The sequence below is a fragment of the Streptomyces sp. 2131.1 genome, from assembly GCF_900105515.1.
In the GTDB taxonomy this organism is placed as follows: Bacteria; Actinomycetota; Actinomycetes; order Streptomycetales; family Streptomycetaceae; genus Streptomyces; species Streptomyces drozdowiczii.
This window is the reverse complement of sequence record NZ_FNSY01000001.1, coordinates 151,523-174,287: the sequence shown is the minus strand read 5'-3', so window position 1 is coordinate 174,287 and position 22,765 is coordinate 151,523. Positions and strand designations below refer to the sequence as shown.

21 protein-coding genes and 2 pseudogenes are annotated in these 22,765 nt (G+C 70.8%); 12 read left to right on the top strand and 11 right to left on the bottom strand.

Annotated features, from left to right (window positions below; translation table 11 throughout):
- Positions 1 to 49 precede the first annotated feature (49 nt).
- The 5 genes from BLW14_RS00940 to tatA all read left to right on the top strand — a co-directional run bounded on the left by BLW14_RS00940 (position 50) and on the right by tatA (position 4,512).
- Positions 50 to 1,096, top strand: coding sequence for an ABC transporter ATP-binding protein (locus BLW14_RS00940; RefSeq protein ID WP_093703318.1), 1,047 nt, complete (start codon positions 50 to 52; stop codon positions 1,094 to 1,096).
- Entirely contained in the window at positions 1,093 to 1,944 is an 852-nt protein-coding gene (locus tag BLW14_RS00935) for an ABC transporter permease (RefSeq protein WP_093703316.1), read from the top strand. Before BLW14_RS00940 ends, BLW14_RS00935 begins: the two co-directional genes overlap by 4 nt.
- 189 nt (positions 1,945 to 2,133) lie before the next feature.
- The gene (locus BLW14_RS00930) at positions 2,134 to 3,129 is read left to right on the top strand and encodes a DUF3533 domain-containing protein (RefSeq protein WP_093703314.1); all 996 of its coding nucleotides are present in this window, start codon (positions 2,134 to 2,136) and stop codon (positions 3,127 to 3,129) included.
- Positions 3,130 to 3,296: 167 nt separating this feature from the next.
- A complete protein-coding gene (locus BLW14_RS00920; protein WP_093703310.1) occupies positions 3,297 to 4,037 on the top strand; it encodes a dienelactone hydrolase family protein in 741 nt (246 codons plus the stop codon).
- Positions 4,038 to 4,323: 286 nt separating this feature from the next.
- A complete protein-coding gene (gene tatA / locus BLW14_RS00915; protein WP_177153870.1) occupies positions 4,324 to 4,512 on the top strand; it encodes a Sec-independent protein translocase subunit TatA in 189 nt (62 codons plus the stop codon).
- 157 nt (positions 4,513 to 4,669) lie between these two features.
- Here the strand turns inward: tatA and BLW14_RS00910 are convergent, their stop codons facing one another.
- Positions 4,670 to 5,509: a helix-turn-helix transcriptional regulator gene (locus BLW14_RS00910; RefSeq protein ID WP_093703306.1), complete on the bottom strand. Its 840-nt coding sequence runs from the start codon at positions 5,507 to 5,509 to the stop codon at positions 4,670 to 4,672.
- A 150-nt stretch (positions 5,510 to 5,659) separates the two neighbouring features.
- On the opposite strand from BLW14_RS00910, the gene BLW14_RS00905 reads away from it, so the two are divergent.
- A complete protein-coding gene (locus BLW14_RS00905) occupies positions 5,660 to 6,469 on the top strand; it encodes an alpha/beta fold hydrolase (RefSeq protein ID WP_093703304.1) in 810 nt (269 codons plus the stop codon).
- On the opposite strand, the gene BLW14_RS00900 is transcribed toward BLW14_RS00905, so the two are convergent.
- The 4 genes from BLW14_RS00900 to BLW14_RS00885 all read right to left on the bottom strand — a co-directional run bounded on the left by BLW14_RS00900 (position 6,457) and on the right by BLW14_RS00885 (position 10,691).
- Positions 6,457 to 7,188 carry a hypothetical protein gene (locus BLW14_RS00900; protein WP_256332627.1) on the bottom strand — a complete coding sequence of 244 codons (732 nt, stop codon included), beginning with the start codon at positions 7,186 to 7,188 and terminating at the stop codon, positions 6,457 to 6,459. The genes BLW14_RS00905 and BLW14_RS00900 overlap by 13 nt on opposite strands.
- A gap of 20 nt (positions 7,189 to 7,208) precedes the next feature.
- Positions 7,209 to 9,068 carry a hypothetical protein gene (locus BLW14_RS34380; RefSeq protein ID WP_177153869.1) on the bottom strand — a complete coding sequence of 620 codons (1,860 nt, stop codon included), beginning with the start codon at positions 9,066 to 9,068 and terminating at the stop codon, positions 7,209 to 7,211.
- A 441-nt stretch (positions 9,069 to 9,509) separates the two neighbouring features.
- Positions 9,510 to 9,929, bottom strand: a complete 420-nt coding sequence (locus tag BLW14_RS00890; RefSeq protein WP_093703300.1) for an ATP-binding protein — start codon at positions 9,927 to 9,929, stop codon at positions 9,510 to 9,512.
- 111 nt (positions 9,930 to 10,040) lie between these two features.
- Positions 10,041 to 10,691, bottom strand: a complete 651-nt coding sequence (locus BLW14_RS00885; RefSeq protein WP_093703298.1) for a TetR/AcrR family transcriptional regulator — start codon at positions 10,689 to 10,691, stop codon at positions 10,041 to 10,043.
- 71 nt (positions 10,692 to 10,762) lie between these two features.
- Here BLW14_RS00885 and BLW14_RS00880 point away from each other — a divergent pair, with 71 nt between their 5' ends.
- Positions 10,763 to 12,232, top strand: coding sequence for an FAD-dependent oxidoreductase (locus BLW14_RS00880; RefSeq protein ID WP_093703296.1), 1,470 nt, complete (start codon positions 10,763 to 10,765; stop codon positions 12,230 to 12,232).
- A 59-nt stretch (positions 12,233 to 12,291) separates the two neighbouring features.
- The gene (locus BLW14_RS00875; protein ID WP_093703294.1) at positions 12,292 to 12,756 is read left to right on the top strand and encodes a MarR family transcriptional regulator; all 465 of its coding nucleotides are present in this window, start codon (positions 12,292 to 12,294) and stop codon (positions 12,754 to 12,756) included.
- A 31-nt stretch (positions 12,757 to 12,787) separates the two neighbouring features.
- On the opposite strand, the gene trpS is transcribed toward BLW14_RS00875, so the two are convergent.
- Positions 12,788 to 13,906 carry a tryptophan--tRNA ligase gene (trpS, locus tag BLW14_RS00870; protein WP_093703291.1) on the bottom strand — a complete coding sequence of 373 codons (1,119 nt, stop codon included), beginning with the start codon at positions 13,904 to 13,906 and terminating at the stop codon, positions 12,788 to 12,790.
- 821 nt (positions 13,907 to 14,727) lie between these two features.
- Between trpS and BLW14_RS00860 the strand changes: the two genes are divergently transcribed.
- Together BLW14_RS00860 and BLW14_RS00855 are read left to right on the top strand one after the other, a co-directional pair.
- Complete coding sequence (locus BLW14_RS00860) at positions 14,728 to 15,375, top strand: hypothetical protein (protein WP_093703289.1); 648 nt, start codon at positions 14,728 to 14,730, stop codon at positions 15,373 to 15,375.
- Positions 15,376 to 15,527: 152 nt separating this feature from the next.
- Complete coding sequence (locus BLW14_RS00855; protein WP_093703287.1) at positions 15,528 to 16,049, top strand: NUDIX hydrolase; 522 nt, start codon at positions 15,528 to 15,530, stop codon at positions 16,047 to 16,049.
- Positions 16,050 to 16,100: 51 nt separating this feature from the next.
- On the opposite strand, the gene BLW14_RS00850 is transcribed toward BLW14_RS00855, so the two are convergent.
- Positions 16,101 to 16,664, bottom strand: coding sequence for a GNAT family N-acetyltransferase (locus BLW14_RS00850; RefSeq protein ID WP_177153868.1), 564 nt, complete (start codon positions 16,662 to 16,664; stop codon positions 16,101 to 16,103).
- A gap of 142 nt (positions 16,665 to 16,806) precedes the next feature.
- Positions 16,807 to 19,380 carry a DEAD/DEAH box helicase gene (locus BLW14_RS00845; protein WP_093703286.1) on the bottom strand — a complete coding sequence of 858 codons (2,574 nt, stop codon included), beginning with the start codon at positions 19,378 to 19,380 and terminating at the stop codon, positions 16,807 to 16,809.
- A gap of 99 nt (positions 19,381 to 19,479) precedes the next feature.
- On the opposite strand from BLW14_RS00845, the pseudogene BLW14_RS00840 reads away from it, so the two are divergent.
- A pseudogene (locus tag BLW14_RS00840) lies at positions 19,480 to 20,016 on the top strand (hypothetical protein).
- A gap of 27 nt (positions 20,017 to 20,043) precedes the next feature.
- Here BLW14_RS00840 and BLW14_RS00835 read toward each other — a convergent pair.
- Positions 20,044 to 20,415 (bottom strand): winged helix-turn-helix transcriptional regulator, encoded by a 372-nt coding sequence (locus BLW14_RS00835; protein WP_093703284.1) that lies wholly within the window; start codon positions 20,413 to 20,415, stop codon positions 20,044 to 20,046.
- Positions 20,416 to 20,659: 244 nt separating this feature from the next.
- Positions 20,660 to 21,235 (bottom strand): annotated as a pseudogene (locus BLW14_RS00830) (SDR family NAD(P)-dependent oxidoreductase); the annotation flags it as partial.
- A 194-nt stretch (positions 21,236 to 21,429) separates the two neighbouring features.
- Here BLW14_RS00830 and BLW14_RS34375 point away from each other — a divergent pair.
- Complete coding sequence (locus BLW14_RS34375; RefSeq protein WP_093703282.1) at positions 21,430 to 21,585, top strand: DUF6131 family protein; 156 nt, start codon at positions 21,430 to 21,432, stop codon at positions 21,583 to 21,585.
- A gap of 346 nt (positions 21,586 to 21,931) precedes the next feature.
- On the opposite strand, the gene BLW14_RS34370 is transcribed toward BLW14_RS34375, so the two are convergent.
- Entirely contained in the window at positions 21,932 to 22,378 is a 447-nt protein-coding gene (locus tag BLW14_RS34370; RefSeq protein WP_177153867.1) for a hypothetical protein, read from the bottom strand.
- Positions 22,379 to 22,765: the final 387 nt, after the last annotated feature.

Here is a 22,765-nt window from a genome sequence, read left to right as displayed (position 1 = left end):
CAGCCGCCGGCCGGAACCCAACGGCCAACCAGAGGTGAGGACCGGCCCCATGCCACTGCACACCGGCGACGAGGAACTCGCCCATGAGCCCACCCTCGGCCCCCGCACCACACCCCGACCGCCCGAGCCCGAGTACGCCGTCACCACGCGCGGCCTGGTCAAGAGCTACCCCGGACCCCAGGGCACCACCACGGCCGTCGACGGCCTGGACCTGGACGTCCGGCGCGGCGAGACCTTCGCCTTCCTCGGACCCAACGGCGCCGGCAAGTCCACGACCATCGCCATGCTGTGCGCACTCGCCCGCCCCACCTCCGGCCACGCCACGGTGGCGGGCGCCGACGTCCGTACCCAGCCCCACCAGGTCCGGCAGCGGGTCGGGATGCTCTTCCAGCAGAGCGCCCTCGACCCGGACCTGACGCCGGAACAGAACCTGCACATCCACGCACGGCTCTACGGACTGCGCCGCGGCTACGCCCGGCAGCGCACCTCGGAGGTCCTGGACGTGGCCGGACTGACCGACCGGCGCCGTTCCCCCGTACGCACCTTGTCGGGTGGCATGCGCCGCCGACTGGAGATCGCCCGCCAACTCCTGCACGCGCCGAGCGTTCTGTTCCTGGACGAGCCGACCACCGGCCTCGACCCCCATGCCCGCGCACAGATCTGGGACCACCTGTACGCCCTGCGGGAACGCCACGGCAGCACCCTCTTCGTCACGACCCACCAACTCGAAGAGGCCGCCACCTGCGACCGCGTCGCCATCATCGACCACGGCCGGCTCGTCGCGCAGGGCGCACCCCTCGCCCTGAAGGCGGCCATCGGCGACGACCGCGTCGTGCTGCGCACCAGCCAGGACGACGCGGCGCACGAGATCGTCCGGCGCATCGTGCCGCCGGGCCACACCGTCGCCACGGACCCCGACGGGGTCTGCCTCCGTCTGTCCGACGGCAGCTCCTGGATCCCCCGCCTCTGCGCGGCCCTCGAAAGCCACGGCATCGCCGTCCGCGCCGCCTCCGCCACCCCGCCCACCCTCGACGACGTCTTCTTCCACCACACCGGCCGCAGCATCAACAGCGAACTGCCCGGAGGAGGCCGGTGACCGCGCTCCCTCTCGACGCACCCACCACCCGCGACGGCGACCGGCCGACGCGCCTGCGACACGAACTGCGCGCAGTCCACGGCCTGATCCACCGGGACCTGCTGCGCCTCGCCGGCCAGCGCGCCCACACCGCGCTGATGCTGCTCCACCCGGTGCTGTACCTGCTGATCCTCGGAGGCGGCCTCGCCGCCCTCATCCCCGACTCGAAGCTGGGAGTCGGCTACCAGACCTATCTCTTCCCCGGCATGCTGATGATGACCGTGCAGACGCCCGCCATCCTGGTCGGCATCCGCCTGATCACCGACCGGCAGAGCGGCTACCTCCGCGAACTCCTGATGGCTCCCGTAAGCCGCTCGGCCCTGCTCCTCGGCAGCTGCGCCGGCGGCACCCTCGTCGCCACCCTCCAGGGCGCCGTGCTCCTCGCTCTCGCCGGCGTCGTCGGCCTGCCCTACGACCCGCTCCTCCTGACCCTGCTCCTCGCCGGCATGACCCTGATCTCCTTCACGATCACCGCCCTCGCCCTGACCCTGGCCGTGAGCCTGCGACGGCCCGAGACGTTCCACACGCTGCTCGGCGTGATGATGATGCCCCTGCTGTTCCTCTCCGGCGGCTTCTTCCCCCTGCGCACCCTCCCCGCCTGGACCCATGCCCTGGCCGCCGCGAACCCGCTCGCCTACGGCGTCGACATGCTCCGCGACAGCATCGCTCTGCGGACCCCGGGGGCCGTCGTCGGCGGTGTCACCTGGGCCGGACACCCCGTCCCACTCGCCGTGAAAGCCGTCCTGCTCCTGATCAGCGGCGTTGTGGCCCTGCTCTGGGCCGCGCACCGGTTCGAACGCCAGGAGTGACCGGGCCGCGCACCGCTGTTCCGCCGAACGGGTGGGTACGCCACCGGCCATGCGTGTTCTCTTCGCACCACGCCGACCGGGGATGAGGATGTCGGCGGAATGGGTGCACCGGGCAATCACGGCTGAGAGCGGGTACGTCACGTGGCGGATGAAACAGGCTCGACGACGAGGGTCGACGCGTGGACGGAGATGAAGGACGCGATCACCACCAGGGCCGTCCTCGTCATGGTGGGCGTGCTCCTGCTCCAACTGGGCTTCGCCCTCTCGTACATGGGGGCCTTCCACGCGCCCGAGCCGCACCGCATCCCGATCACGCTGGTCGCCCCGCGCGCGGTGGAGGCCGACCTCGTCGCCCGGCTCAACTCACTGCCCGGCGACCCGGTGCACGTCACCGCGGTACAGGACCGCGCCCAGGCCCGTGCCCGGATCCTGGAGCGCAGGACCGACGCGGCGTTGATCGTGGCGGTGACCGGACGTACCGACACCCTGCTCATCGCCTCGGCGGGCGGCCCCTCGGCGGCGGACGCCGCGGCGAAGGTCGTGGCGACCGTCGAGCGGACGCAGAACCGCGCCCTGACCGTCCGCGACATCCGCCCGCCGGCAGCGGGGGACTCGCGCGGACTGTCGTCCTTCTACCTCGTACTGAGCTGGACGATCGGCGGCTACCTCGCCGCGTCGGCGCTGAACATGGCGGCCGGCTCCAAGCGTCCCACCCTCAGTCGCTCCATCGTGCGGCTCGCGGCGATGGTGCCCTACGCCTTCATCTCCGGGATCGGGGGCGCCGTCATCGTGGGCCCCGTGCTGCACTGCCTGCCGGGCGCCTTCTGGGAGCTCGTCGGCATCGGCACCCTGGTCGTGTTCGCCTCCGGGGCCGTGGGTGTGGCGCTCCAGTCGCTGCTCGGCACGATCGGCCTCGGCCTGACCATCCTCATCTTCACGATCCTCGGCAACCCGAGCTCCGGCGGCGTCTACCCGGCGTCCCTGCTGCCGCCCTTCTGGGCCGCGATCGGCCGGGCCCTGCCACCCGGAGCCGGTACGACGGTGGTGCGCAACACGGTCTACTTCGGCGGCAACAACATCACGGGCGCGCTGTGGATCCTCGGCGCCTGGGCGTTCGCCGGAATCGTCGTGGCCCTGCTCGCCGCCGCCGTGCGCGACCGGCAGGTCCGTACGGAAACCCGTTAGCCGACGCCGGCGGCAAACTGCTACGTTCGTCCCCGGCCGTGCGAAAGAACGAGGAGGTGGTACCCGTGAACCAAGTATCGACATGGGTGCTCCCCTCCGGGGTCACGGTCGGGCGATAGGCAGGTCGTCCGGGAGCGCCACCCTGTGCACTCCCGAAAGGCACGACCATGCATTTCACTTCCGAGCAGCGCCTCGACGACGGCGTACTCGAACGCTCCTTCACCCTCGGTGACATCCCCGGCATCCTCTGGACCCCCGCATCCGCGTCGGCGTCCGCACCGGTGCCGCTCATCCTCCTCGGCCACCCCACGCTCGGCCTCGACAAGATGTATCCGCGGCTGCTCGACCGGGCCCGGCACTCCGCGGCGGAGGGTTTCGCCACAGCCACCATCGAGCTCCCCGGCTGCGGCGACCGGCCCCGTCTGCCGGACCTCGACCAAGCCCGCGCCGAGATGCGTCGGGCCCTGGAGGCGGGCGAACGGCTCAGCGGCGAGATCATCGACGCCGTGGTCCTCCCGCTGGTCGACCGGGCGGTCCCGGAATGGCAGTCGGCCCTGGACGCGCTCCTCGCGCTGCCCGGGATCGAGGGCCCGGTCGGCTACTCGGGCGGAGTGATCTCCATCGGCGTCCGGCTGGCGCTGGTCGAGCCGCGCCTCGCAGCCGCCGTCCTCTTCGCCGGAAGCTTCGTCCCGCGCGCCACGTTCGAGGAAGCCCGCCGGATCACCACCCCGCTGCACGTCCTGTTGCAGTGGGACGACGAGAGGAACGACCGGCAGGCGTCGCTCGACCTGTTCGATGCCTTCGGTACCGAGGAGAAGTCCCTGCACGCCCACATGGGCGGGCACACCGGAGTCCCGCAGCACGCCGGAGACCCGGCGGTCCAGTTCTTCGCCCGGCACCTGAAGTAGCACCCACACGGCACCCCCCGCGTGTGTTCCCGCACCGCGGGGGGTGCCCCGGCCCGCCACTGGCCCTTGCCACGGTGATGGCCGCCCGGCGACCGCCGCACCCGCTGCCTCACGGCCCGGCCGGCTTCGCCGCGGTGCCGGGGCGTCTCGCGCGAGGCCGCCACTCGCGTCGGTCGCCGGAACGCCCACAGGTCAGGCTTGTACAGTTGCGCGATGTAGCAACCAATACGGCTGTGCGAGCGTGGCGCACGCACGGGCGACAACGGCGAAGGAAAGAGGTGGTGTGATGCTCCGCAACGGCTTGGAACCGTGGCACCTGCTCATCGTGGCGCTTGTCGTCATCATGGTGTTCGGCTCGAAGAAGCTCCCCGACATGGCGCGTTCCCTGGGCAAGTCCGCCCGCATCCTCAAGAGCGAGGCCAAGGCGATGAAGACCGAGTCGGGCGCCGGACCCACCGCGCCGGAACACCCGTAACACGTGTGCGCGGATGAGGGCCGGGGCGGTGCGCCCCGGCCCTCCGGGGGTGTACTCCAACACCGACTGCCTGCTCGCCTGTACCGGGTGGCCAGGTACGGCTGACCGCACTGGCGGCCCGGTCCGCCGGTCCGTCCAGTCACACCCGTACCGCCCCTCAGTCGTGCCGGTGCTGCGGACCCAGCACGCGCAACTCGTCCAGCACCGACGTGCCCCCTGGCGGAGGCGTGAAGATCCGCAACCGCTGGTCCACCGCGGGCGTGGCCAGGACCTCGCAGTCCAGCTCGATCCTGCCCAGGTCGGGGTGGACGAGCCGGTACGGATGCGACCGGCGTACGGCGACCTCGTGCCGGTTCCACAGCGCGACGAACTCCGGGCTCGCGGAGCGGAGCCGCGCCACCAGCGAGCGAGACGCCGCGTCATCGCCGCGACGGGTGGTCGCAGCCCGTAGATCGGCCACCAATTGCCTTGCCTGCTCCTCGTGTTCATCGGTGGCGAAATGACCGCGGACGCCCGGGTCGGTGAACCGGCGCACCACGATGTTCCGGTCCTCGTCGGCCACCGTGCACACGCACCCGAAGAGCGCGAGCGCCAGGTCGTTCTGCGCCAGCAGGTCACCCAGATCGCTCACCACCTGCACCGGCACACCGTCCAGGCGGTCGAGCAGATACCGCAGCCCGGGACGCAGATACTCTCCGGCCCGCGCACCCTCCGGCGGGCGGTGCCCGGCGAGCACGTACAGGTGGTCCCGCTCGTCCTCGGTCAGCCGCAGCGCCCCCGCCAGCGCGCCGAGCACCTGGACGGAGGGCTGGGGGCCGCGCGCCTGCTCCAGGCGCACGTAGTAGTCGGCGGACATCCACGCGAGGACGGCGACCTCCTCGCGGCGCAGCCCCGGGGTCCGCCGCCTGGGCCCTTCGACGAACCCGACGTCGCGCGGCGTCAGCCGCTCCCGGGACCGGCGGAGGAAGTCGGCGAGGTCCGGACGCTTCAGTGTCATGTCCCCCCCAGCGTAACGGTGTTGCGACCGCCCGTCCTGGGACCGCCGGTCCTAGGGGAAGCGCTCCGCTCCCGGCAGGGCCCCGACGGCGGCACGATCGGCCCAGGGCCCGTACGAGGCCCGTCCGGCAAAAAGATCGGTGGTCGCACGATGAGGGAATCCCTGCTGTCCGTACCGGGCGCCCGCCTGCGCCACACCGTCCGCGGCGAGGGCCCCGTGCTCCTGCTCATCGCCGGGGGCCACCACGGCATCGGCGCCTGCGAACCGCTCGCCCGCCACCTCGCCGACCGGTACACCGTCGTCACGTACGACCGCCGCGGCCTGTCGGGCAGTACCACCGACGCCCCCGCGAAGACCATCGCCACGCATGCCGAGGACGTTGCCCACCTGCTCCGCGCCCTCACGCCGGAGCCCGCACGGATCTACGGCACCAGCCTCGGCGCGCTCATCGCACTGGAGCTGACCGCCGGCCACCCCGGACAGGTCGCGACAGTCATCGCACACGAGCCCCCGGTCACCAGCCTCCTACCGGAATCCGAGCAGGCCATCGGCCAACTCCTCACCGTCGAGAACACATTCAGGGCCAAGGGCGCGGACGCCGCGATGCGCGGGTTCGCGGCCGGCCTCGACATCGACCCGCAGGACCGCGAACCGGACGCCCCGGTACGCGCTCCGGGCCCCGACCACCTGCGGAATGCGGAGGTCCTCCTCACCCATGACCTGCCGGCCATCAGGGCGCACGTCCTGGACACGGCGGCGCTCGAGGGCACACCCGCCCGCGTCGTGGCGGCCGCCGGCGAGACGTCGGGCCACGTCTGGACGCACACGTGTGCCGCGATGCTCGCCGACGCCCTGGGGGTGGGCCTGGAGACGTTCCCGGGCGGGCACAACGGCTATGTCCTGCGCCCGCGCGGAACGGCGGACCGGATCCACGCGGTGCTCGCGGCTCACCCCTCGTAGTCCTCGATGAGGCGGCTGATCACCCCGTGCAGGATGTCCGCACGGGGTCGGTCCTCCCGCTGTTCACGCAGGGCGCGTTCGGCCGCCCGAAGCCTGCGCCACGCTTCGGGGGCCCGGTCCATGACGCGGTCGACGAGCGGCGAGGAGACCAGCTCCAGGCACTCGGCCAGCCGGATCCGGGTCGTGGGGGCCGGCGGAGCCTGCGAGGGCTCGGCGAAGCCGTCCGTCAGGTACCGCGCGGGATCGCTCAGGCCCCATCCGGTCACCGCCCCCTCATGGACGAGGAGCGCCACATCGGGGGCGATGGCGAACCGCGCGTCCGGCCGCGTGCCGAGAACGCGGACGCTTCCGCAGGCGCGCAGTTCGCCGGCACCGGGGTCACAGTGGAAGACCGTGGTCGGGGGCATGACGAACTCCCGTACGGCGTCCGCGCGCAGCCCCGCCGCCCGGGGCCGGGGTTCGTCGTGGTCCGCGTAGGCCCGGTACGCGGAGACGGACCGCGCCGGCACGAAGAACGTGAGACTGCGCAGCTCCCCGCTGTCCCGGTTGAAGCGGAGGTAGTCGTCCTGCGACCACAACCACGGCAGGCTGCCGAAGGTGTCCGACAGCTCCCGTTCCCGTCCGGCCGGGTCCACGTACCCCGCGACGATCAGCTGGAGGTCCCGGAAGTCGAAGCGGGGGGTGAAGGCGAGGGGGCTGTCCGTCGTCTCGGCGGTCATGGCGTCGCCGACCGTGACCCTCACCGGATACGTCTCGCGGGCGGCATGAAGCCCCCCTTGGTGTCGGGGATCCTGCCGTTCACGATGTCCTCGTGCGTCACCGGGGGCCCCGGGTCGTCGGGTGAGCCGCCGAGAGCCTCGGCTCCGCTCGGTCCCTTCTTCCCGGAGGGGCCGTAGCCCGTGATGACGTCGCCCACTCCGGCCCCCGGTCCCTTCGTCACCACGATGTCCTCACCCTTGCGGAAGATGAGGGTCCCGCGCCCTCCCTGGGAGAGATACACCGCGTCGGGGCTCTTCAGGATCTCCGCCACGCGCTCGTCGCCGAAGTGCGGGTGGTAGTTGCTGGACTTGCGTACCTTGCCGTCCGCCGCCCGCCCGGTGATCGTGTCCGCGGCACTCGTCGCTTTCGCGTCCGGGCACTTGGCCTTTCCGGTCTCGAACCCGGCCCAGGCGTACGTATGGTGGCCGGCGAGGACCGCGGCGCGGAGCACCCCGGCGCGCTCGGTGACGCCGTCCGTGCGGGCCCCCGCGCCGGAGGCCGAGCCGCTGCGCACCGTGCAGCCGACGTCGTCCCGTTCCTGCCGCACCTTGGCGACCAGCTTCCTGACCTCGGTCGTAGCCAGGGCGTAGGCGTTGATCAGGGTGTCGGCGCGGTACGGAATGCGGTACTGGACCATTCGGCCGCCGCTGGCCCGGGAACGGGCCCGTGCCTCGTTCTTCTTCTGCGTCTCGACCGAGGCGAAGGTCGGTCCGGCGCCCGGATCGGAGCACGACAGACTGCCGGAGACGGTGGTGCCGCTGACCGAGAAGGAGCTCTGCGGGCTGGTGCACCGGCCCGCGGCCTTGCCGTCGATGCTGAAGGAAGCGGTCATCACCGCGGTGACCTTGCCGCTCACCAGACGGCTCTTGGCGCTGGTCGTGATGGTCCCGGCGAAGCTGTTCTTCGCCGTGCATCCGCCGGAGCTGCACTTGACCGTTCCGCCGCTGCTCAGGGCGAGGGTGATGCCGCTGTCGGTGGCGTTCTTCAGCTCCTTCGTCTGCTTCTCCAGCGTGTCGAACATGGGGTCCACTGCGTCCTCGGCGACCGGTGCCAGGTCCAGGCCCTCGGAATCGCCGCCTTCGAGGGGGCCGTCGGTCACCTCGGGGCTCTCCGAGGGGTCCTCGTCCTCCTCGTCCCCCTGCGCCGTGACCGTCCTCGACCGGAGCGAGGCGGACTGGGCCGAACCGTCGGAGGCCCCGGCCGACCCGGAGGGGCCGTACGACGCCAGGCGCAGCACCCGGTGGGGCTTCTTCGCGGTCACGAGCAGGCGCCCGGCGGAGGTGTCCACGGCGAGGGCCGGCGTGCCGTGGACGGCGGGAGGCTGCGCGGACCCGGTGGGTGCCGGGGTGCCCTCCAGCTTGTCCAGGGCCTTCGAGAGCTGCGTGGCCAGGTCGGGCGGGGCCGGCATGTGCTCGACCATCGCCGTCGTCACACCGGCGCCGTCGTCCTCGGCCGTCCACTTGTCCGAGGTGTCCTCGTCGGACCCGGTTCCGGATTCCGTTTTCTGGTGCCGGGTGAACGTCCTGCCACCGATGTGCAGGACCTCCTGGGCGAGCGCGCTGCTTCCATAGTCCACGGTGCCGAAACGGCTGCCCGAGGCGGTGACCGTGACATCCCGCCTCATCGGGGCGGTGCCGGAATCCTGGTACCGCAGACCGGGGCTGTCGGCCAGCGCGGCCACGGCCTGCCGGAACGGCCGCAGGTCACGCTTGGCCACCGGTTCCTTCGAGTCAGGGCCGCCGTGCCAGACCAGCAGCCCGGCCACCAGCCCGGCGACCAGCACCCCGACACCGCCGAACAGCAGAAAGCGTGTGCGCCGCCCCGGACCGCCCGGCGGCATCGGAGGCGGACCGTACGGGGAACCCGGCGGGGGGCCGTACGGCAGCTGCGGCGGTACGGGCGGGGGGTAGGGGCCCTGCACCGGCGGCCCGAAAACGCCTTGAGGAGCACCGTACGGGTAGTGCTGGGGCGGGACGCCCGGCGGAGCCGGGGGCGGTGGCCCGAAAACGCCGGGTGGCGATCCATAGGGTGAGCCGTGCGGTGCGCCGTCAGCGGGCGGCCGGTAGGCGTCTTCGGGCTCTGTCATCGTGTCCCCCGTGAGTGGTCTGCGGACTGCCATCGGCCGCCCGGAAGCCTAGGCCCGAACAGGGCGTCGGCGTCCGCAAGATCCGATCGCTACAGGAACAGTGTGTAGGCGACACACCACCGCGCGCCGCTCGGATCCGGTCATCCGGCGCCCGAAGTCGGGGAGTACCACAGGGGCGTTGCCGTGCTGAGCGCGTCAGCCCTCGTGCTGACCGGCCAGCGGGGGGCGGAAGCAGGCGATCACCATCTTGCCGTCGTGGCAGGGGCGGGCCTCCCAGTCGTCGGCCAGCGCGTCGACGAGAAACATGCCCCGGCCGCCCGGCCTTTCGTCGCTCGGCGGCTGCGGCGTGGGCAGTGTGGCCGAGGAGTCGTGGACGGCGACGTGCAGACAACGCTCGTCCCACGTCATCACCAACTGCGCGCTGCTGTCGGCATGAACATGGGCGTTGGTGACCAGTTCCGAGACGGTCAGCAGCACATCGTCGAGCACCTCCGAGGCGTCGACGGCCCACGGAAGCGTCTCCAGGTGGCCGCGTGCCCATTCCCGCGCGCTCTTGACTTCGCTGTGCAGAGGCAGCGACCGCGCCCAGCCCACTGCGCGCAGCGAGTCCCCCATGGTGTTCCCTTCATCGGTCCGGTGTCTACGTCTCGCGTGTACCCCCGGCGGGAGCACTGACGCGGGGGTCGTCGTCGAACCGAGGCGCGGGCCCTTCCGGCGGGTGTGCGGTCAATCGAGGCCGTGGGCCGCTGCGATGCCCGAGATCACCAGGTCGAGCGATTCCTCGAAGTGCCGCTCGTAGTCGGAGAAGATCTCCGCGCCCGCCGCGGCCGTCAGTGGGTACGCGGCCAGCGCACGGGCACGCTCGTCCACATCGAAACCCTCACGGCGCCGGCCCGGCGTGGGCTCGACGCCCTGTTCCTCGATGACGAAGCCGAGTGTGAACAAGTACGTCGTCGTGGCCGCGCGCACCGCCTGGGCCAGCGTGAGCCCGGTGGCGGTGAGCAACCGGAGGTTCTCCTCCATCTGCTCGGCGTGCACCGTGCTGGTGAAGCGCGAGCCGCTGAACACCTTGGCGCCGTCCCGGTAGCCGAGCAGACACGTGCGAAGGGCTCGGTTGGTCCTCAGCAGCCGTTTCCGCCAGGTTTCGGCCGGGTCGAGGGGAGTCCCCGCGATCATCCGCCGGAACATCTCGGTGGCCATCTCGTCGAGCAGCGCCTGTTTGTCCTTGAAGTGCCAGTACAGAGCAGGTGCCTTGACGTCCAGCTCCCTGGCGATGGCGCGCAGGGTCAGCCCGTCCAGCCCCACCTCGTTCAACAGCCTCAGCGCCGTGTCCGCGACCCGTCGGCGGTCCAGGGGCGCGCGTCGTTCGGTACTCACACTTGACAGCTTAACGGTGTTAAGGCCACTCTCGGACCAGTTGCTACTTAACAGCGTTAAGGAGAATCGCCGTGGACACGGACGTACTGATCGTCGGCGCCGGCCCCACCGGGCTCGCACTCGGCGTCGACCTGGCCCGGCGCGGGGTGGACGCGTGGGTTCTGGAGCGCGGCGAAAGGCTGTTCCCCGGCTCACGGGGCAAGGGACTCCAGCCCCGCACCATGGAGGTCTTCGACGACCTCGGAGTCCTCGACGCCATCCACGCGGCGGGCGGCACCTACCCGGTCGGGATGGTCTGGAAGAACGGCGAGCGGGCCGGCGAGCACCACCTGTTCGACCCCGCGGAGCCCAGCGAGGGCTCGCCGTACAACAAGCCCTGGATGGTGGCGCAGTGGCGCACACAGGAAATTCTCGCGACGCGGCTGGCGGAGCTGGGCGGGAAGGTCGCCCTCGGCCGGGAGGTCGTTGACCTCGCCCAGGACGCGGAGGGCGTCATCGCACACCTCTCCTCGGGCGACACCCTTCGGGCCCGCTACCTGGTCGCCGCGGACGGCGGCCGGTCGGCGGTGCGGCGCGCCCTGGGCATCGACATGACCGGGGAGACCGTCGACCCGAACCCGACACTCGTCGCGGACGTCCGGATCGACGGCCTGGACCGCGACAACTGGCACATCTTCCCGCCGCGCGAGGGCGCCGACTTCCTCGCCATCTGCCCGCTGGCCGGGACGGAGGTCTTCCAGGTGACCGCGAGGTTCCCGGAGGGGACCGACGTCGACCTCACCCCGGACGGCATCCGCAAGGTCGTCGCGGACCGCTCCCACATCCCCGCCGAGAACCTGACCGAGGTGCGCTGGGCCTCGGACTTCCGCCCGCGTGCCGCCCTCGCCGACCGCTTCCGGTCGGGCCGGGTCTTCCTGGCCGGCGACGCCGCTCACGTGCACTCGCCGGCGGGCGGACAGGGCCTCAACACCAGCGTCCAGGATGCCTACAACCTGGGCTGGAAGCTGGGCGCGGTGCTGACGGGCGGTGCGCCGGCCGCGCTCCTGGACAGCTACGAGGAGGAGCGGCGCCCGATCGCCGCGCAGATGCTCGACCTCTCGACCGGCGTCCACCGGGGCGAGGTGCGACGCGGTGACGCGACAAGGCAGTTGGGCCTCGGGTACCGCGAGTCGTCGCTGACGCTGGAGGCGCGCGACGCCGCCCCCGACGGTGCGCTGCGGGCAGGGGACCGGGCACCCGACGGCACGGTGGACGGCGTACGGCTCTTCGACGCCTTCCGCGGCCCGCACTGGACACTGCTCGCGCTGGGCACCGAGGCGCCCGAGGGCGTCACGGGCCCGGTGGCACGCGTGGTCCGGGGCGGCGCGCACGATGCGTACGGCACGGGACTGTTCCTCGTGCGGCCGGACGGATACGTGGGGTGGGCCGGGGACACGCCCGACGGCCTCGACGGATACCTGAGCCGGTTCTCGCCGACCGCCCGCCCCGGACGGAACAGAGGCGGCCCCGCGCAGCCCTGTTCGCCTCGGGGCAACGGTTGACCTCAACTCGGCTCGAGGTTCTACGTTGACCGTAATCCGTAGACCACGAGGAGGGACCCGTGAGCATGACGCTCAAGGAGTACACACAACAGGAGCTGGCCGCCCAGCCCATCGGCGCGTGGACCGGCGTCGCGAGCCGGCTGGTGGTGGGCGCCCTTCGCGAGCAGCTGGCGGTGGAGACCCTCACGCAGCCGCACTGGTGGACGCTCAACCACGTGGCCGGGGAACCGGGCAGGTGGACCCGTGGCGCGCTGACCGGACGTCTGAAGCAGTGGGACGACCTCGGCATCGACTTCGACGAGGTCTTCGACGACCTCGTCGACCGAGGCTGGCTGACCGAGGACGAGGGGCTCATGACGCTCACCGGGGCGGGGGAGGAGGGACGGGTCCGGGCCGAGGAGCGCAACCTGCGCGTGCACCGGCAGACGCACGAAGGCATCGAAACGGCCGACTTCGTGACCACGATCAACGTCCTGCGCCGCATGGTCGCCAACCTGGGCGGCGACGGCGACCTGCCCACCTGACAGGCGCCCTCGCCTTCCCGGTCCGCGCTCGTCAGTAGTCGCTGTTCATCGCGGCCCGCACCTCGCTGAGGGTGGCATCGGCCACGGCTCCCGCTCGCTCATTGCCCTCGCGCAGTGTCCGACGGACGTACGCGCGGTCCCGGGCGTACTCGGCGCGGCGGGCCCGGATCGGGGCCAGGTACTCGTTGACCGCCTCCGTGACCGTACGTTTGAGCGCGGCGGCACCCGCTGTGCCGATGTCGTCCGCCACCTGCTGAGGAGCGCGGTCCTCGCAGAGAGCGGCCAGCAGGAGGAGCGAGGAGACTTCTGGGCGGGCGACCGGGTCATAGGTGATGTGGCGCTCGGAGTCGGTCTTGGCCCCCTTGATCAGCCGCGCCGTCTCGTCGGCGTCCGCGGCCAGGTTGATGGCATTGCCGCGGCTCTTGCTCATCTTGGTCCCGTCCGTACCCAGGACCAGCGGTGCGGGCGACAGCAGGGCCTCGGGCTGGGGGAAGACCGCGGCGCCGGAGCCGTAGCGGTCGTTGAATCGGCGGGCGATGGTGCGGGTGATCTGCAGGTGGGGGAGCTGGTCCTGTCCGACCGGTACCAGATTGGCCTTGCAGAAGAGGATGTCGGCGGCCTGGTGAACGGGGTAGGTGAACATCAGCCCGCTGACCGAGGACTGCCGCGAGTGGACGATCTCGTCCTTGACCGTGGGGTTGCGGTTCAGCTCGGGCACGGAGACGAGGCTCAGGAACGGCAGCAGCAGCTGGTTGAGGGCGGGGACGGCGCTGTGCGTGAAGATCGTGCTGCGAGCCGGGTCCACTCCGATGGCGAGGTGGTCGAGGACCAGTTCCTCGACGTGCTCGGTGAGATTGTCCGCCACATCGCGGTCGGTCAGGACCTGGTAGTCCGCGACGATGACGAACATCTCGACCCCGAGGTTCTGAAGACGCACCCGGTTGTGCAGGGTGCCGAAGTAGTGCCCCAGATGGAGACGTCCGGTAGGACGGTCACCCGTCAGTACACGGAACTGCGAAGGGTCGTCGAGGATCTGCTTCTCCAGCGCCCCGCTGCGCACGTGTGCGGCGGTCGTCCCGAGTACGTCGGCGGACGGTTCGACGGCAGGGGCGTCGGTGTTCGGACCTGCCGGCTGAGTGGTGGTGTTCACAGGGTCTCCTGGTGGTCGTATCGCCGCCGGACGACACGTCCCCGTACCAGGGAACACAGAAGGGCCGTCCATCCGAACGGCCCGGTCGTGCGTGAGAGGTAGCCGCTCCTACGGGGAGCGCCACCAGCTACGACACGATGAGAGATGCATAGCGGCATCATAAACGGTCCGACAGTCGCCCGGCTGGGAATTACGGGTTCGGGCTGTCGCGGACATGCTACTCAACGGTAACCTGCGGCTCCGTCCGCGACTTGGGGGAGTGGTACGGGCACCGTCACGACGTTCGATCCCGTCACCGAGCACGAGAGGACCCGCGCCTCGCTGGCAGCCGCCGTCCCACGCCTGACCGCGTTGTTGCGCGCCGTGCCCGACCAGGACGCGGGATCGGGCGTGCCCAGGTGGACGGTCGGTCATCGCGGGCGACACGGTGCACACCTTCCGCCGCCCCGTCTCCCACACCCAGCGGACTCCAGCCGCGGGGGCCGCGGAACGGCGGACCCCGAAGACGATGGGGAAGTGGCGGGCAGCGACCGTCGACGCCACCCTGCGGCCAGATGCGCGTTCAGGTCCTCGGATCCGGAAGAAGCTGAAAGTGCCGAAGAACTGAACCTCGTGGCCCCGGCGCCCCGTCGCGCGGCTGTGCCGGGGCTGCGACGAGGCTGTGTCATTCCTGCCTCAGGCTGAGTTACGCGACACGGCGCGCCTCGTTGACGCGTCGCCGTAGCCGTGCCGCCCCGGCATTCCTGGTCGAACCGCCGGTGACTCGGTCCAGTTGTTGAACTGCTGTTGCCCAGCGCAGCCCCATCGCGAGTTAGGTCGAAATGACATACAAGGGACGCATCGTTTTCGCAGTCGCCCTCACCACCACCCTGGGCTTCGGGCTCACGGCCTGCAACGACGGCGACGACTCGGCATCGGCGCAGGAATCGCCCTCGGCCTCCGCCCCTGCCCCGTCCGCCCCGAGCAGCGAGAGCCCGTCCGCGGAGCCGAGCGACGATGCCTCCGCCGCGCCCAGTGGTGCCGTCGCCGCACCGGGCACCAAGTTCAAGGTCGGTGACCGGGCGGTTGTCCCGTTCAAGTACGGCACCAGCAAGAAGGGCACCGTCGCCGTTACCGTCACGGCGATCGAGAAGGGCGCCGAGGCCGACATGGCCCCGTTCGGCGACAAGGCGAAGGGCATGACGCCCTACTACATCCGGATGAAGGTCGAGAACGTCGGCGGCACCGACCTGTCCTACTCCTCGCTGCGGCTGCGCGGCAAGCTGGACGGCGGCGCCCCCACGGGCGTCATTCTGATCGGCGACCTCCCGGGCAAGTGCGACAACGAGACGGCGCCCCGCGACTTCACCACCAAGGGCGCCTCGTACGAGACCTGCTCGCTCAGTGCCACGAAGACGGACCCCATCACGGTCGCCTCGTTCGAGGAAGGCGACGCGTACAGCGACAGTCCCGTCCTCTGGACCAACTGACCACCCGTTCCCGCACCGCATGCCGGGCTTCGCACGCACGCCTGCCTCTTGACCGAGGCAGGCGTGAAGCCGCGGTGCCGTCGGGCAGGGCGGGGAATGCCGCTGCGCGATGACGGGGCCTCGGTGTCAGACCCTCCCTCTATGTTGTCCCCATGACTCGTGAAGCGCTTGACCCCCGGGTGGCAGAGGCTGCGGCCGCCGATGTCCGTCTGGCGGCAGGGGAGTTCGACGGCGCCCGCCAATGGCTGGACGGCCTCGGGAAGGGGCCGTCGGAACCGCTTGCCGCAGAGGTCTGGGTCTTCGACGAGGACCTCGCCCAAGTGCTGCTGGTCCACCACCGGTGGCGTGGCTGGGTCCCACCGGGCGGCCGCGTCGAGTCCGGGGAGACGCCCCGTGAAGGAGCGCGCCGCGAGCTTTTCGAGGAGACCGGCGTCGAGGCAGAACTACTGCCTGAGCCCGCCGCCGCGACGGTGCGTTCCTACGGCGCCGGGTTGGCGGCGACGCTCGGCCTGTCGTTCGTCGCGATCACGAACGCCGCAACGCCTCTGGCCCCGGAGAACGGGCAGCCGGCGGCGTGGACGCCCCTGGGCGAGGACTGGTCCAGCTGCTTCCCCGGAGATGCGGCGCTCGTGCGTGAGCATGCGCGACGGCTGGGGGAAGCCTTCGGTCGCTGATACGAGGTGGTCGGCCAGGGGCATGCGAGGCGACCGAACCATGACGCCACGTCACATGGCGGTGGTGCGGAGGTCCCGAACGTACCGGTCGAAGCGCGTGCCGTCCTTGCCGTGCATGGGGCTTCCGGGGGTGAACCCTGCCCGCTGAGCGACTGCGGCAGACGCGGGATTCTCCGGTTCCACCTGGATGACGGCTTGCGCCCCGCCCACACGCGCCGCGTACCGGGAGGCCAGCAGGACCGCGCGGGTGGCAAGGCCACGCCCCCGCCACGACGGATAGAGGCCGTAGGCGACATTCACCTGACCGGGCGCCAGGCCCTCTCCCGCGAACCGCAAGTCGACCGTGCCCGCGAGGACCCCGCCGACACCCACACGGATGCCGAACGCACGTAGTGGCCCGGCGGTGTCCCACTGTTCCCGACAGTGCCGGATGTACGCTTCGACGCCCTCGCGCGTGCCGGGGCCTCCGTTGAGCCAGCGAACGAGCAGCTCGTCCTCCCCCGCGAGGTGGGCCCGCACGTCGTCCAGGCGCAGCGGGGACAGAGTGACGACCCCGTCGGACAGTTTCACGTCATGCATACCGCGATTCTCGACGCCGGAGCCGCGCGGCGTCATCGGATTCCCCGGCCGGCTTGTCGGCGGTCCCTCTGCGAGAGCGACTTACGCCCCCCGAGGCCTTCGCCCTGCCGGCCGTCACCTGCGCAGGCACGTCGAGCTCACGATCGACGAGGCACGTACAGGGGCCTCGCCTCTCGACCTAGCTCCACCGCATGCCGATATCGGAGAGCTGCTCGACCCGCTCGGGGGAGAGGGCGGCGGCCCGGCTGCGCTGATTCCCGATCCACGCACCAAGTCGAAGGTCCCGGAACTCCGCCTCTTCGCCGATGCCGCCGTGCCTGCCGTCGCTACCGACAACGACCCGTTCGATGTGCTTCCTGGGAACCCGCAGATGCCCTTCGCGCTCATAGAACTGCTTGGCGGCTTCGTAGTTCATCGCCCACTTGTCGGCCTGTGTACGGCGCGGCGGAGGCTGCTCGTCCTCGCCGGCGGGCTCGATCCCGAGGACGTGTTCGCACATCCACTGCTGTACGCCGGTGAGCTTGTCCCACCCGTATCGGACCGTGCGTACCCACCGCCCCAAATCCTCGCCCTGGTCCATCACGTCGCCGGGCCCGGTCGGTAGCGGGTGTCCGGCCTCCAGGTGAATCCGGACGAGGTGGAAGCAGCGCTGCCATTCCACCGGCCAGGCCGGGCACCAGGCCGGGTCGATCTCCTCCAGCTGCTCGCGTCGTTCGTCCGTCAGGGCCCCGGCCGACGACGCCGGCCGCAGCCCTTCGGCAGGCCGCTGCTCGTACTCGGCCGCCCTCCGGGCCGCGGCCCGCGCGTTCTTCAGCCAGATCCCCACTCGGTAGCCCCGGAAGACGGCGTCGGTGGGGGCCAGGAGGTGACCCGCCTCCGCCGCCCATCCGCGCGCCGCGGAGAGGCCCTCTTCCCAGGCGACGTCGTAGTGCGACCACACCATGCCCAGCTTCTCCAGCTGCGCGACGCGGTCATCAGCCATGTCCCCACGGGCGTGGAACCTCCGAGCGTCGGCCGTCCATTGACCGAGGGGAAAACCGGCGAGCGACGCCGGCCACACATCGACCTCTTCGCCCTGGCCCTCTACGACCTCGCCGTCGTCGTTGTCGGCGGCGGAGGGCACGCGGTAGATGAAGGGCACCTTGAGGTCGCCGTGGAGCCGGTGGTAGATGCCGGCGGCCTCGACGCCGCGCCGCCAGTGCTCGTGTTCGGGGTTGAGGACGCGCAGGTTGATGAACGCGGCCAGCTGCGCGGGGTCGCGCGGGACGGAGAACTTCAGCAGCTCCCTGGCAGGCACCGACACCCCTTGGTCGCTCAGCGCGTCAAGGGCTTCTTCGTCCTCCGCGCGGCCCGATCGGCTCTGCACACCCCGGACACTGCTGCGCGCCTGCTGCTCGGCGAGCTGCTCCACGACTCGGGTGTCATGTGCGCGCAGGGCCTCCAGCAGCTTCGCCAGCCCGCCGTACGCCCGACTGGTGAGCATGTTGTCAACCGTCTCGCCGGGCCCGAGGAGTACCGGAACCACGAGCGAGGCGAATTTGCCCTCGCCGGGCTGCATCCGCAGCGCCCGGCCGACGGCCTGTACGAGATCGGGCATGGAGCCGCGTACGTCCGCCCAGTACACGGAGTCACATTCTTTGATATCGACCCCTTCGCCCAGCACCTTCACCGATCCCAGAAAGCTCTTCTCCATGACGGTGCCGTCGGGGACCACCCCGGCCGCGAACTCGTCGAGCACGCGCCGCCGATGAAGAGGCTTGTGCTCCCCGCACAGCCAGTCGGCCCAGATCGTGCGCGGGTAGAGCTCGGGGTCGGCGGCGTGCAGCCGCGCCGCGGCGTCGGGGAGGCCGGCTGCGAACGCCTCCGCCTCTCGGACCATGTGGTGGAAGACCAGCGTGCGCCGGAACCCCTCCTCCGAGGCGGCCTTGAGCAGTGCGGCCTGGAGTGTGGCGAGCCGAGCCCCGCGGACCTCGTCCGAACTGCCCTCCACGCCCAGGAGCTGCGCGGCCTGGAGCCGGGTGTCGGTGATGTCCAGGCACACCACCCGGTACGGCGCACAGATGCCCCTGTCCACCGCCTCGGAGAGGGTGAGGGTGTACGCCCTGCTGCCGAACGGGCTGCCCGGGTCGTCGTCCATGCTCGCGACCAGCTCGGGCGGTGCCCCGCGGCCGGCGTCCTCGTCCAGCTGCCACAGACGGGGCGTGGCGGTCATGTAGAGGCGGCGCAGGGACGGGACACGCCTGTTGTCGTGGACGACGGCCCACGGCTTCCCGATCCGGCCCGAAGTCCTGTGAGCCTCGTCCACGACGATCAGGTCCCACGCGGGAAGGCCCGCGGCGTGGGCGCGTTCCAGCGTGCCGAGGCCGAGCGAGGCGTACGTGGCGAACACGGTGACCTTGTCGAACGGCCGGACCCAGTCGACCAGCTCCTCGACGTCCGTGGTGTTCGGGAAGGAAGCGTCCTCACCGCGCAGCGACGAGACCCCGATGACCGGACCGGCCCGGCCCGCATCGCGCCACGCGGCCTCGGTCTGGGTGAGCAGGTCCAGTGAGGGGACGAGGACGAGGACGCGGCCGGCGCGGAGCTCTTGAGCGCTCCGGGCGGCGACGAGGGTCTTGCCCGAGCCGGTCGCCATGACCACCTGTGTCCGGAGCCCTCGCTCGGGCACGCCTCCGCGTCCGGAGACTTCGAGAGCGCGTAGCACAGCGTCCACAGCTTCCCGCTGGTGAGGACGGAGTTCCTTCACTGCCATTCGAGCATTCTCTCCTCCGGACCGGACAGGGCCGTCACCAGGACACCTCGGCCGGGCCGTGCTTCGGCCCCGGGATCCGCGCAGTACTACCATGCGCCGGTGTCAGACTTCATCAAGCAACTTCCTGCCCTGCTCGGAGTGATGCTCGGAGCCTTCGGCTCGTACGTGGTGGTCATGCGCGGCGACCGGGCGAGGTTCCGTCGGGAGCACGCGGCGCGATGGCAGGAGCGGCAGCTTGCGGCCTACACCGACTACGCGCTGACGCTGAAGAAGACCGTTACCCTCCATCGTCGAGTCGCAGCGCATCTCGGCAACGACGGCTATCCGCACCCCCTGCCGCCCACAGAGGCGACGCCTCTTCTGATTGACGCCGCGGATGCCCGGTCCGCAGCCGGAGAAGGGCTGCTGATGCTCGGCTCTCCGGAGGTCGTGGAGGCCGCGCACGGATGAGCCCTCACCGTGATGGAGGTCGAAGGCCTCGTGTGTGCTCCCGGCTGTACCGCTGAGAGCTGGACGGCGCAGATCGAGAGGCAGCGGACGGCCCGGGCGAAGTACTACACGGCGATCAGGCGCGACATGGAACTGCCGCCCGGCCACACGGGCCGATGGCAGCTCCCGCCGACTCACCCTTCCTGAGCCGGATCCGGCCGGGCAGGCGGCGCATCACAGGCGGGCGTCCTCGCGTTCGTCGAAGTCCTCGCGTGCGCGCTCGATGGCGGGCATGTGCTGCGAGGTCCACGCCAGCAGCACATCGATGGGGTGCCGGAGGGTCTTGCCCAGTCCCGTGATCCGGTACCTGACGGCCTCCGGACGCGTGGATACGACCTCGCGCTCGATGACACCGTTGCGTTCGAGCCGCCGGAGCGTAGCGGTCAGCGACTTCTGGGTGACCTGAGGGATGGCCCGGCGCAGTTCGTTGAAACGGCACGGGCGCTCGCAGAGCTCGTTGGGAACGGCGAGCGACCACTTGTCGAGGATCTGGTCGAGCAATTCGCGATGCGGGGCATCGATGCGGACTTCGTCGGCGGTATCCATGGTGAAATGGCAGCAGCCGGGCGGCGACGCCGCTGAGCCGGGTCGTCAGGCCGGGCGCCACACCATGCGCGAGCTGGGCCGCTTTGGCCGGCGCGGTGAGCACCAACCGCGCGCGCCGCTGAATGACCACGTCCACGATCCTGCGAGCGGCCCGTTCGGCGTCCATCGACAACAAGGGGGCTCCTGCCGCGGTGCTGAACCAGCCGAACTCGGCATCGACGTTTCCGCCGAACTCGGCCTGCCGGTGCGATCCGGTCCTCATAGGACCCGGGAGGACGGCGGTGACACTGACGCCCGACGCCGCCGTCTCGGCGTGCAGCCCTTCGGCGAGGGCCGCGACCGCAGCCTTGGCGCACGAGTAGGGCAGCAGGTGCGGAACGCCGAGCAGACCGCCGACCGACCCGATGAGGCCGAGGCGGCCCCGGGTCTCCTTCAAGTACGGCAGCGCTTCCAAAGAGGTGTGCAGAGCGCCGTAGAACATCGTGTCCATGGCGTCGCCCAATTCCGCTGCGCCTACGTCCTCGACCGGCGCGACCTGGATGACGCCGGCGTTGGCGATGACAAGGTCGAGGCCGTCACGCTCATGGACCTCATGCACCAGGGCACCCACAGCGGCGACCGTACGGACACTGGACCCAGTGGCCTCCCGCAGCTGCGCAGCTGCCCGCTCCAGTTCGTCAGCATCGCGGGCGGCGATGGTCACAATGCACCCGCGCTCCGCCAGCTGCCGGGCCACAAACAGCCCCAGGCCCCGGGAGCCGCCGGTGACCAAGGCTCCTGGGCCCCTGGTTCGATGCGGGCGGGGGGTGCGCGTGGTCATCTCATCGCCCTTCTGACGGGCGTCCTCGACGCGTTCGGGCACTGCCGTGAAACAGGACGCGCTCCGAGTGCCCACGCCTCGCCGCATGTAACGCCCCGCAGCGCTACTCCGCGAGGCTGCTGGGCAGAGCGCCCCGGTTGTGGGTCAGCCATACCGGCGTGACACTGGTGACGTGCGCTGATCGGAGGCATGCCATGATCATCCTCGGTCTTATTCTTCTCGTCATCGGCCTGATCGTCGGTATCGGCGCCCTGTGGACCATAGGAATCATCCTGTTGGCCATCGGGGCGGTGCTGTGGGCCCTCGGAGCTCTCGGGCACGCAGTGGGAGGGCGTCGCCACTACTGGTGACTGCCTTCGGCAAAAGCCCCGACAAGGCCTTGAGACTCGGTCTCCCCGGCCTGCGGAACGACGCCTTTGACCGGGCCCGTCAAGACCATGGAGCACCGTCCGTTCGTCACCGCTTTCCAGCGCGCTTATGTACTCACCGGAGACGATCCGATCGGCCCCAGCGCCGCCGGCCTGCGCAGCTGCATCGACGAAACGCTCACGGCGAGCATGCCCCGAATCGGCGTTTGGCGGCCCTTGGGGTGGAGGACAGCACCCTGTCAGCGGATCCGTGGCAGGGGCCACCTTGCCGCATGCTCGGCCGACGACGGGAATCGTCCACGCCGCCGGCGGGCCGGGGTCAGCAGGGCTACGAAGCCAGGCAGATCTCACGGGCTTTGGCCAGATCCTTCTTCACCGTCGCGTCGAAGATGAAGACTTGGGCGTGGCGTTCCTGCGATCGGCGAATGGTCTGTGCTAGCTCCTTGTACTTGGGGTCGCCCGCTGCCGCGGACGCAGAAAGCGCTCCGGCTGCCGCATAGCGGTTGAGGGCGACCTCGCCGGCAGGGCCCTTGGCCGTGTACTTCTCCGGGTCGAACCCGTCGAGGGCTCCGCAGGCGGCACGCGCATCTGCAGCTGCTGTCCCGTCAGCAACAGGGGAGTTGGAGTCGGCGCTCAGCGCCCACACGGCGCCCATCCCTGCGGCGCCGAGCACGAGCCCGGCGACGAGGGAGAGCACCACGGTCCTTGTGCGGGTGCCGGGCTGCTCGGGGGAGGTCGAGGTGGACGCGAAGGCGGAAGGCTGCTGTGGCTGCATCCGGCCAAAGCTAGCGTGATCGCTCACAGACCAGGCAGGCACCCTACTTGTTGCTCCAGCGGCTTCCGGCGGCCGAACGGCCGGGCCGCTGTGCGGAGGCGACGTTCCTGACAAGCTGCACTTTCCCACTACCTAGCCGCGATGCATCCGATGACCCTGCTTGCGGACCGGCTGTGTCACTGCTGGATGGCCGTGCCAGTGCGCGACCCCAGTGCGGGCCTGGCCGTCGTGGGACAGGAAGTCACCCTGAGTCCGCTCGGCAGGCACCCTGAGCCCACCGCGCCTTGGCAGGGACCAGCGATCGGCAGCCCCACGAAGACGATCTCCACAATCACCACGGTCCCCCATTTCGACCCGGCAAGCCATGACGGTCACAGCGCCACATGC

Coding starts and splice junctions, on each gene's coding strand:
- BLW14_RS00860 (WP_093703289.1), top strand. CDS start 14,728: ATGACATACAAGGGACGCATCGTTTTCGCAGTCGCCCTCACCACCACC.
- tatA (WP_177153870.1), top strand. CDS start 4,324: ATGCTCCGCAACGGCTTGGAACCGTGGCACCTGCTCATCGTGGCGCTT.
- BLW14_RS34380 (WP_177153869.1), bottom strand. CDS start 9,068: ATGCCGCCGGGCGGTCCGGGGCGGCGCACACGCTTTCTGCTGTTCGGC.
- BLW14_RS00930 (WP_093703314.1), top strand. CDS start 2,134: ATGAAGGACGCGATCACCACCAGGGCCGTCCTCGTCATGGTGGGCGTG.
- BLW14_RS00835 (WP_093703284.1), bottom strand. CDS start 20,415: ATGGATACCGCCGACGAAGTCCGCATCGATGCCCCGCATCGCGAATTG.
- BLW14_RS00920 (WP_093703310.1), top strand. CDS start 3,297: ATGCATTTCACTTCCGAGCAGCGCCTCGACGACGGCGTACTCGAACGC.
- BLW14_RS00855 (WP_093703287.1), top strand. CDS start 15,528: ATGACTCGTGAAGCGCTTGACCCCCGGGTGGCAGAGGCTGCGGCCGCC.
- BLW14_RS00905 (WP_093703304.1), top strand. CDS start 5,660: ATGAGGGAATCCCTGCTGTCCGTACCGGGCGCCCGCCTGCGCCACACC.
- BLW14_RS34370 (WP_177153867.1), bottom strand. CDS start 22,378: ATGCAGCCACAGCAGCCTTCCGCCTTCGCGTCCACCTCGACCTCCCCC.
- BLW14_RS00850 (WP_177153868.1), bottom strand. CDS start 16,664: ATGACGCCGCGCGGCTCCGGCGTCGAGAATCGCGGTATGCATGACGTG.
- BLW14_RS34375 (WP_093703282.1), top strand. CDS start 21,430: ATGATCATCCTCGGTCTTATTCTTCTCGTCATCGGCCTGATCGTCGGT.
- BLW14_RS00910 (WP_093703306.1), bottom strand. CDS start 5,509: ATGACACTGAAGCGTCCGGACCTCGCCGACTTCCTCCGCCGGTCCCGG.
- BLW14_RS00900 (WP_256332627.1), bottom strand. CDS start 7,188: ATGACCGCCGAGACGACGGACAGCCCCCTCGCCTTCACCCCCCGCTTC.
- BLW14_RS00940 (WP_093703318.1), top strand. CDS start 50: ATGCCACTGCACACCGGCGACGAGGAACTCGCCCATGAGCCCACCCTC.
- BLW14_RS00845 (WP_093703286.1), bottom strand. CDS start 19,380: ATGGCAGTGAAGGAACTCCGTCCTCACCAGCGGGAAGCTGTGGACGCT.
- BLW14_RS00890 (WP_093703300.1), bottom strand. CDS start 9,929: ATGGGGGACTCGCTGCGCGCAGTGGGCTGGGCGCGGTCGCTGCCTCTG.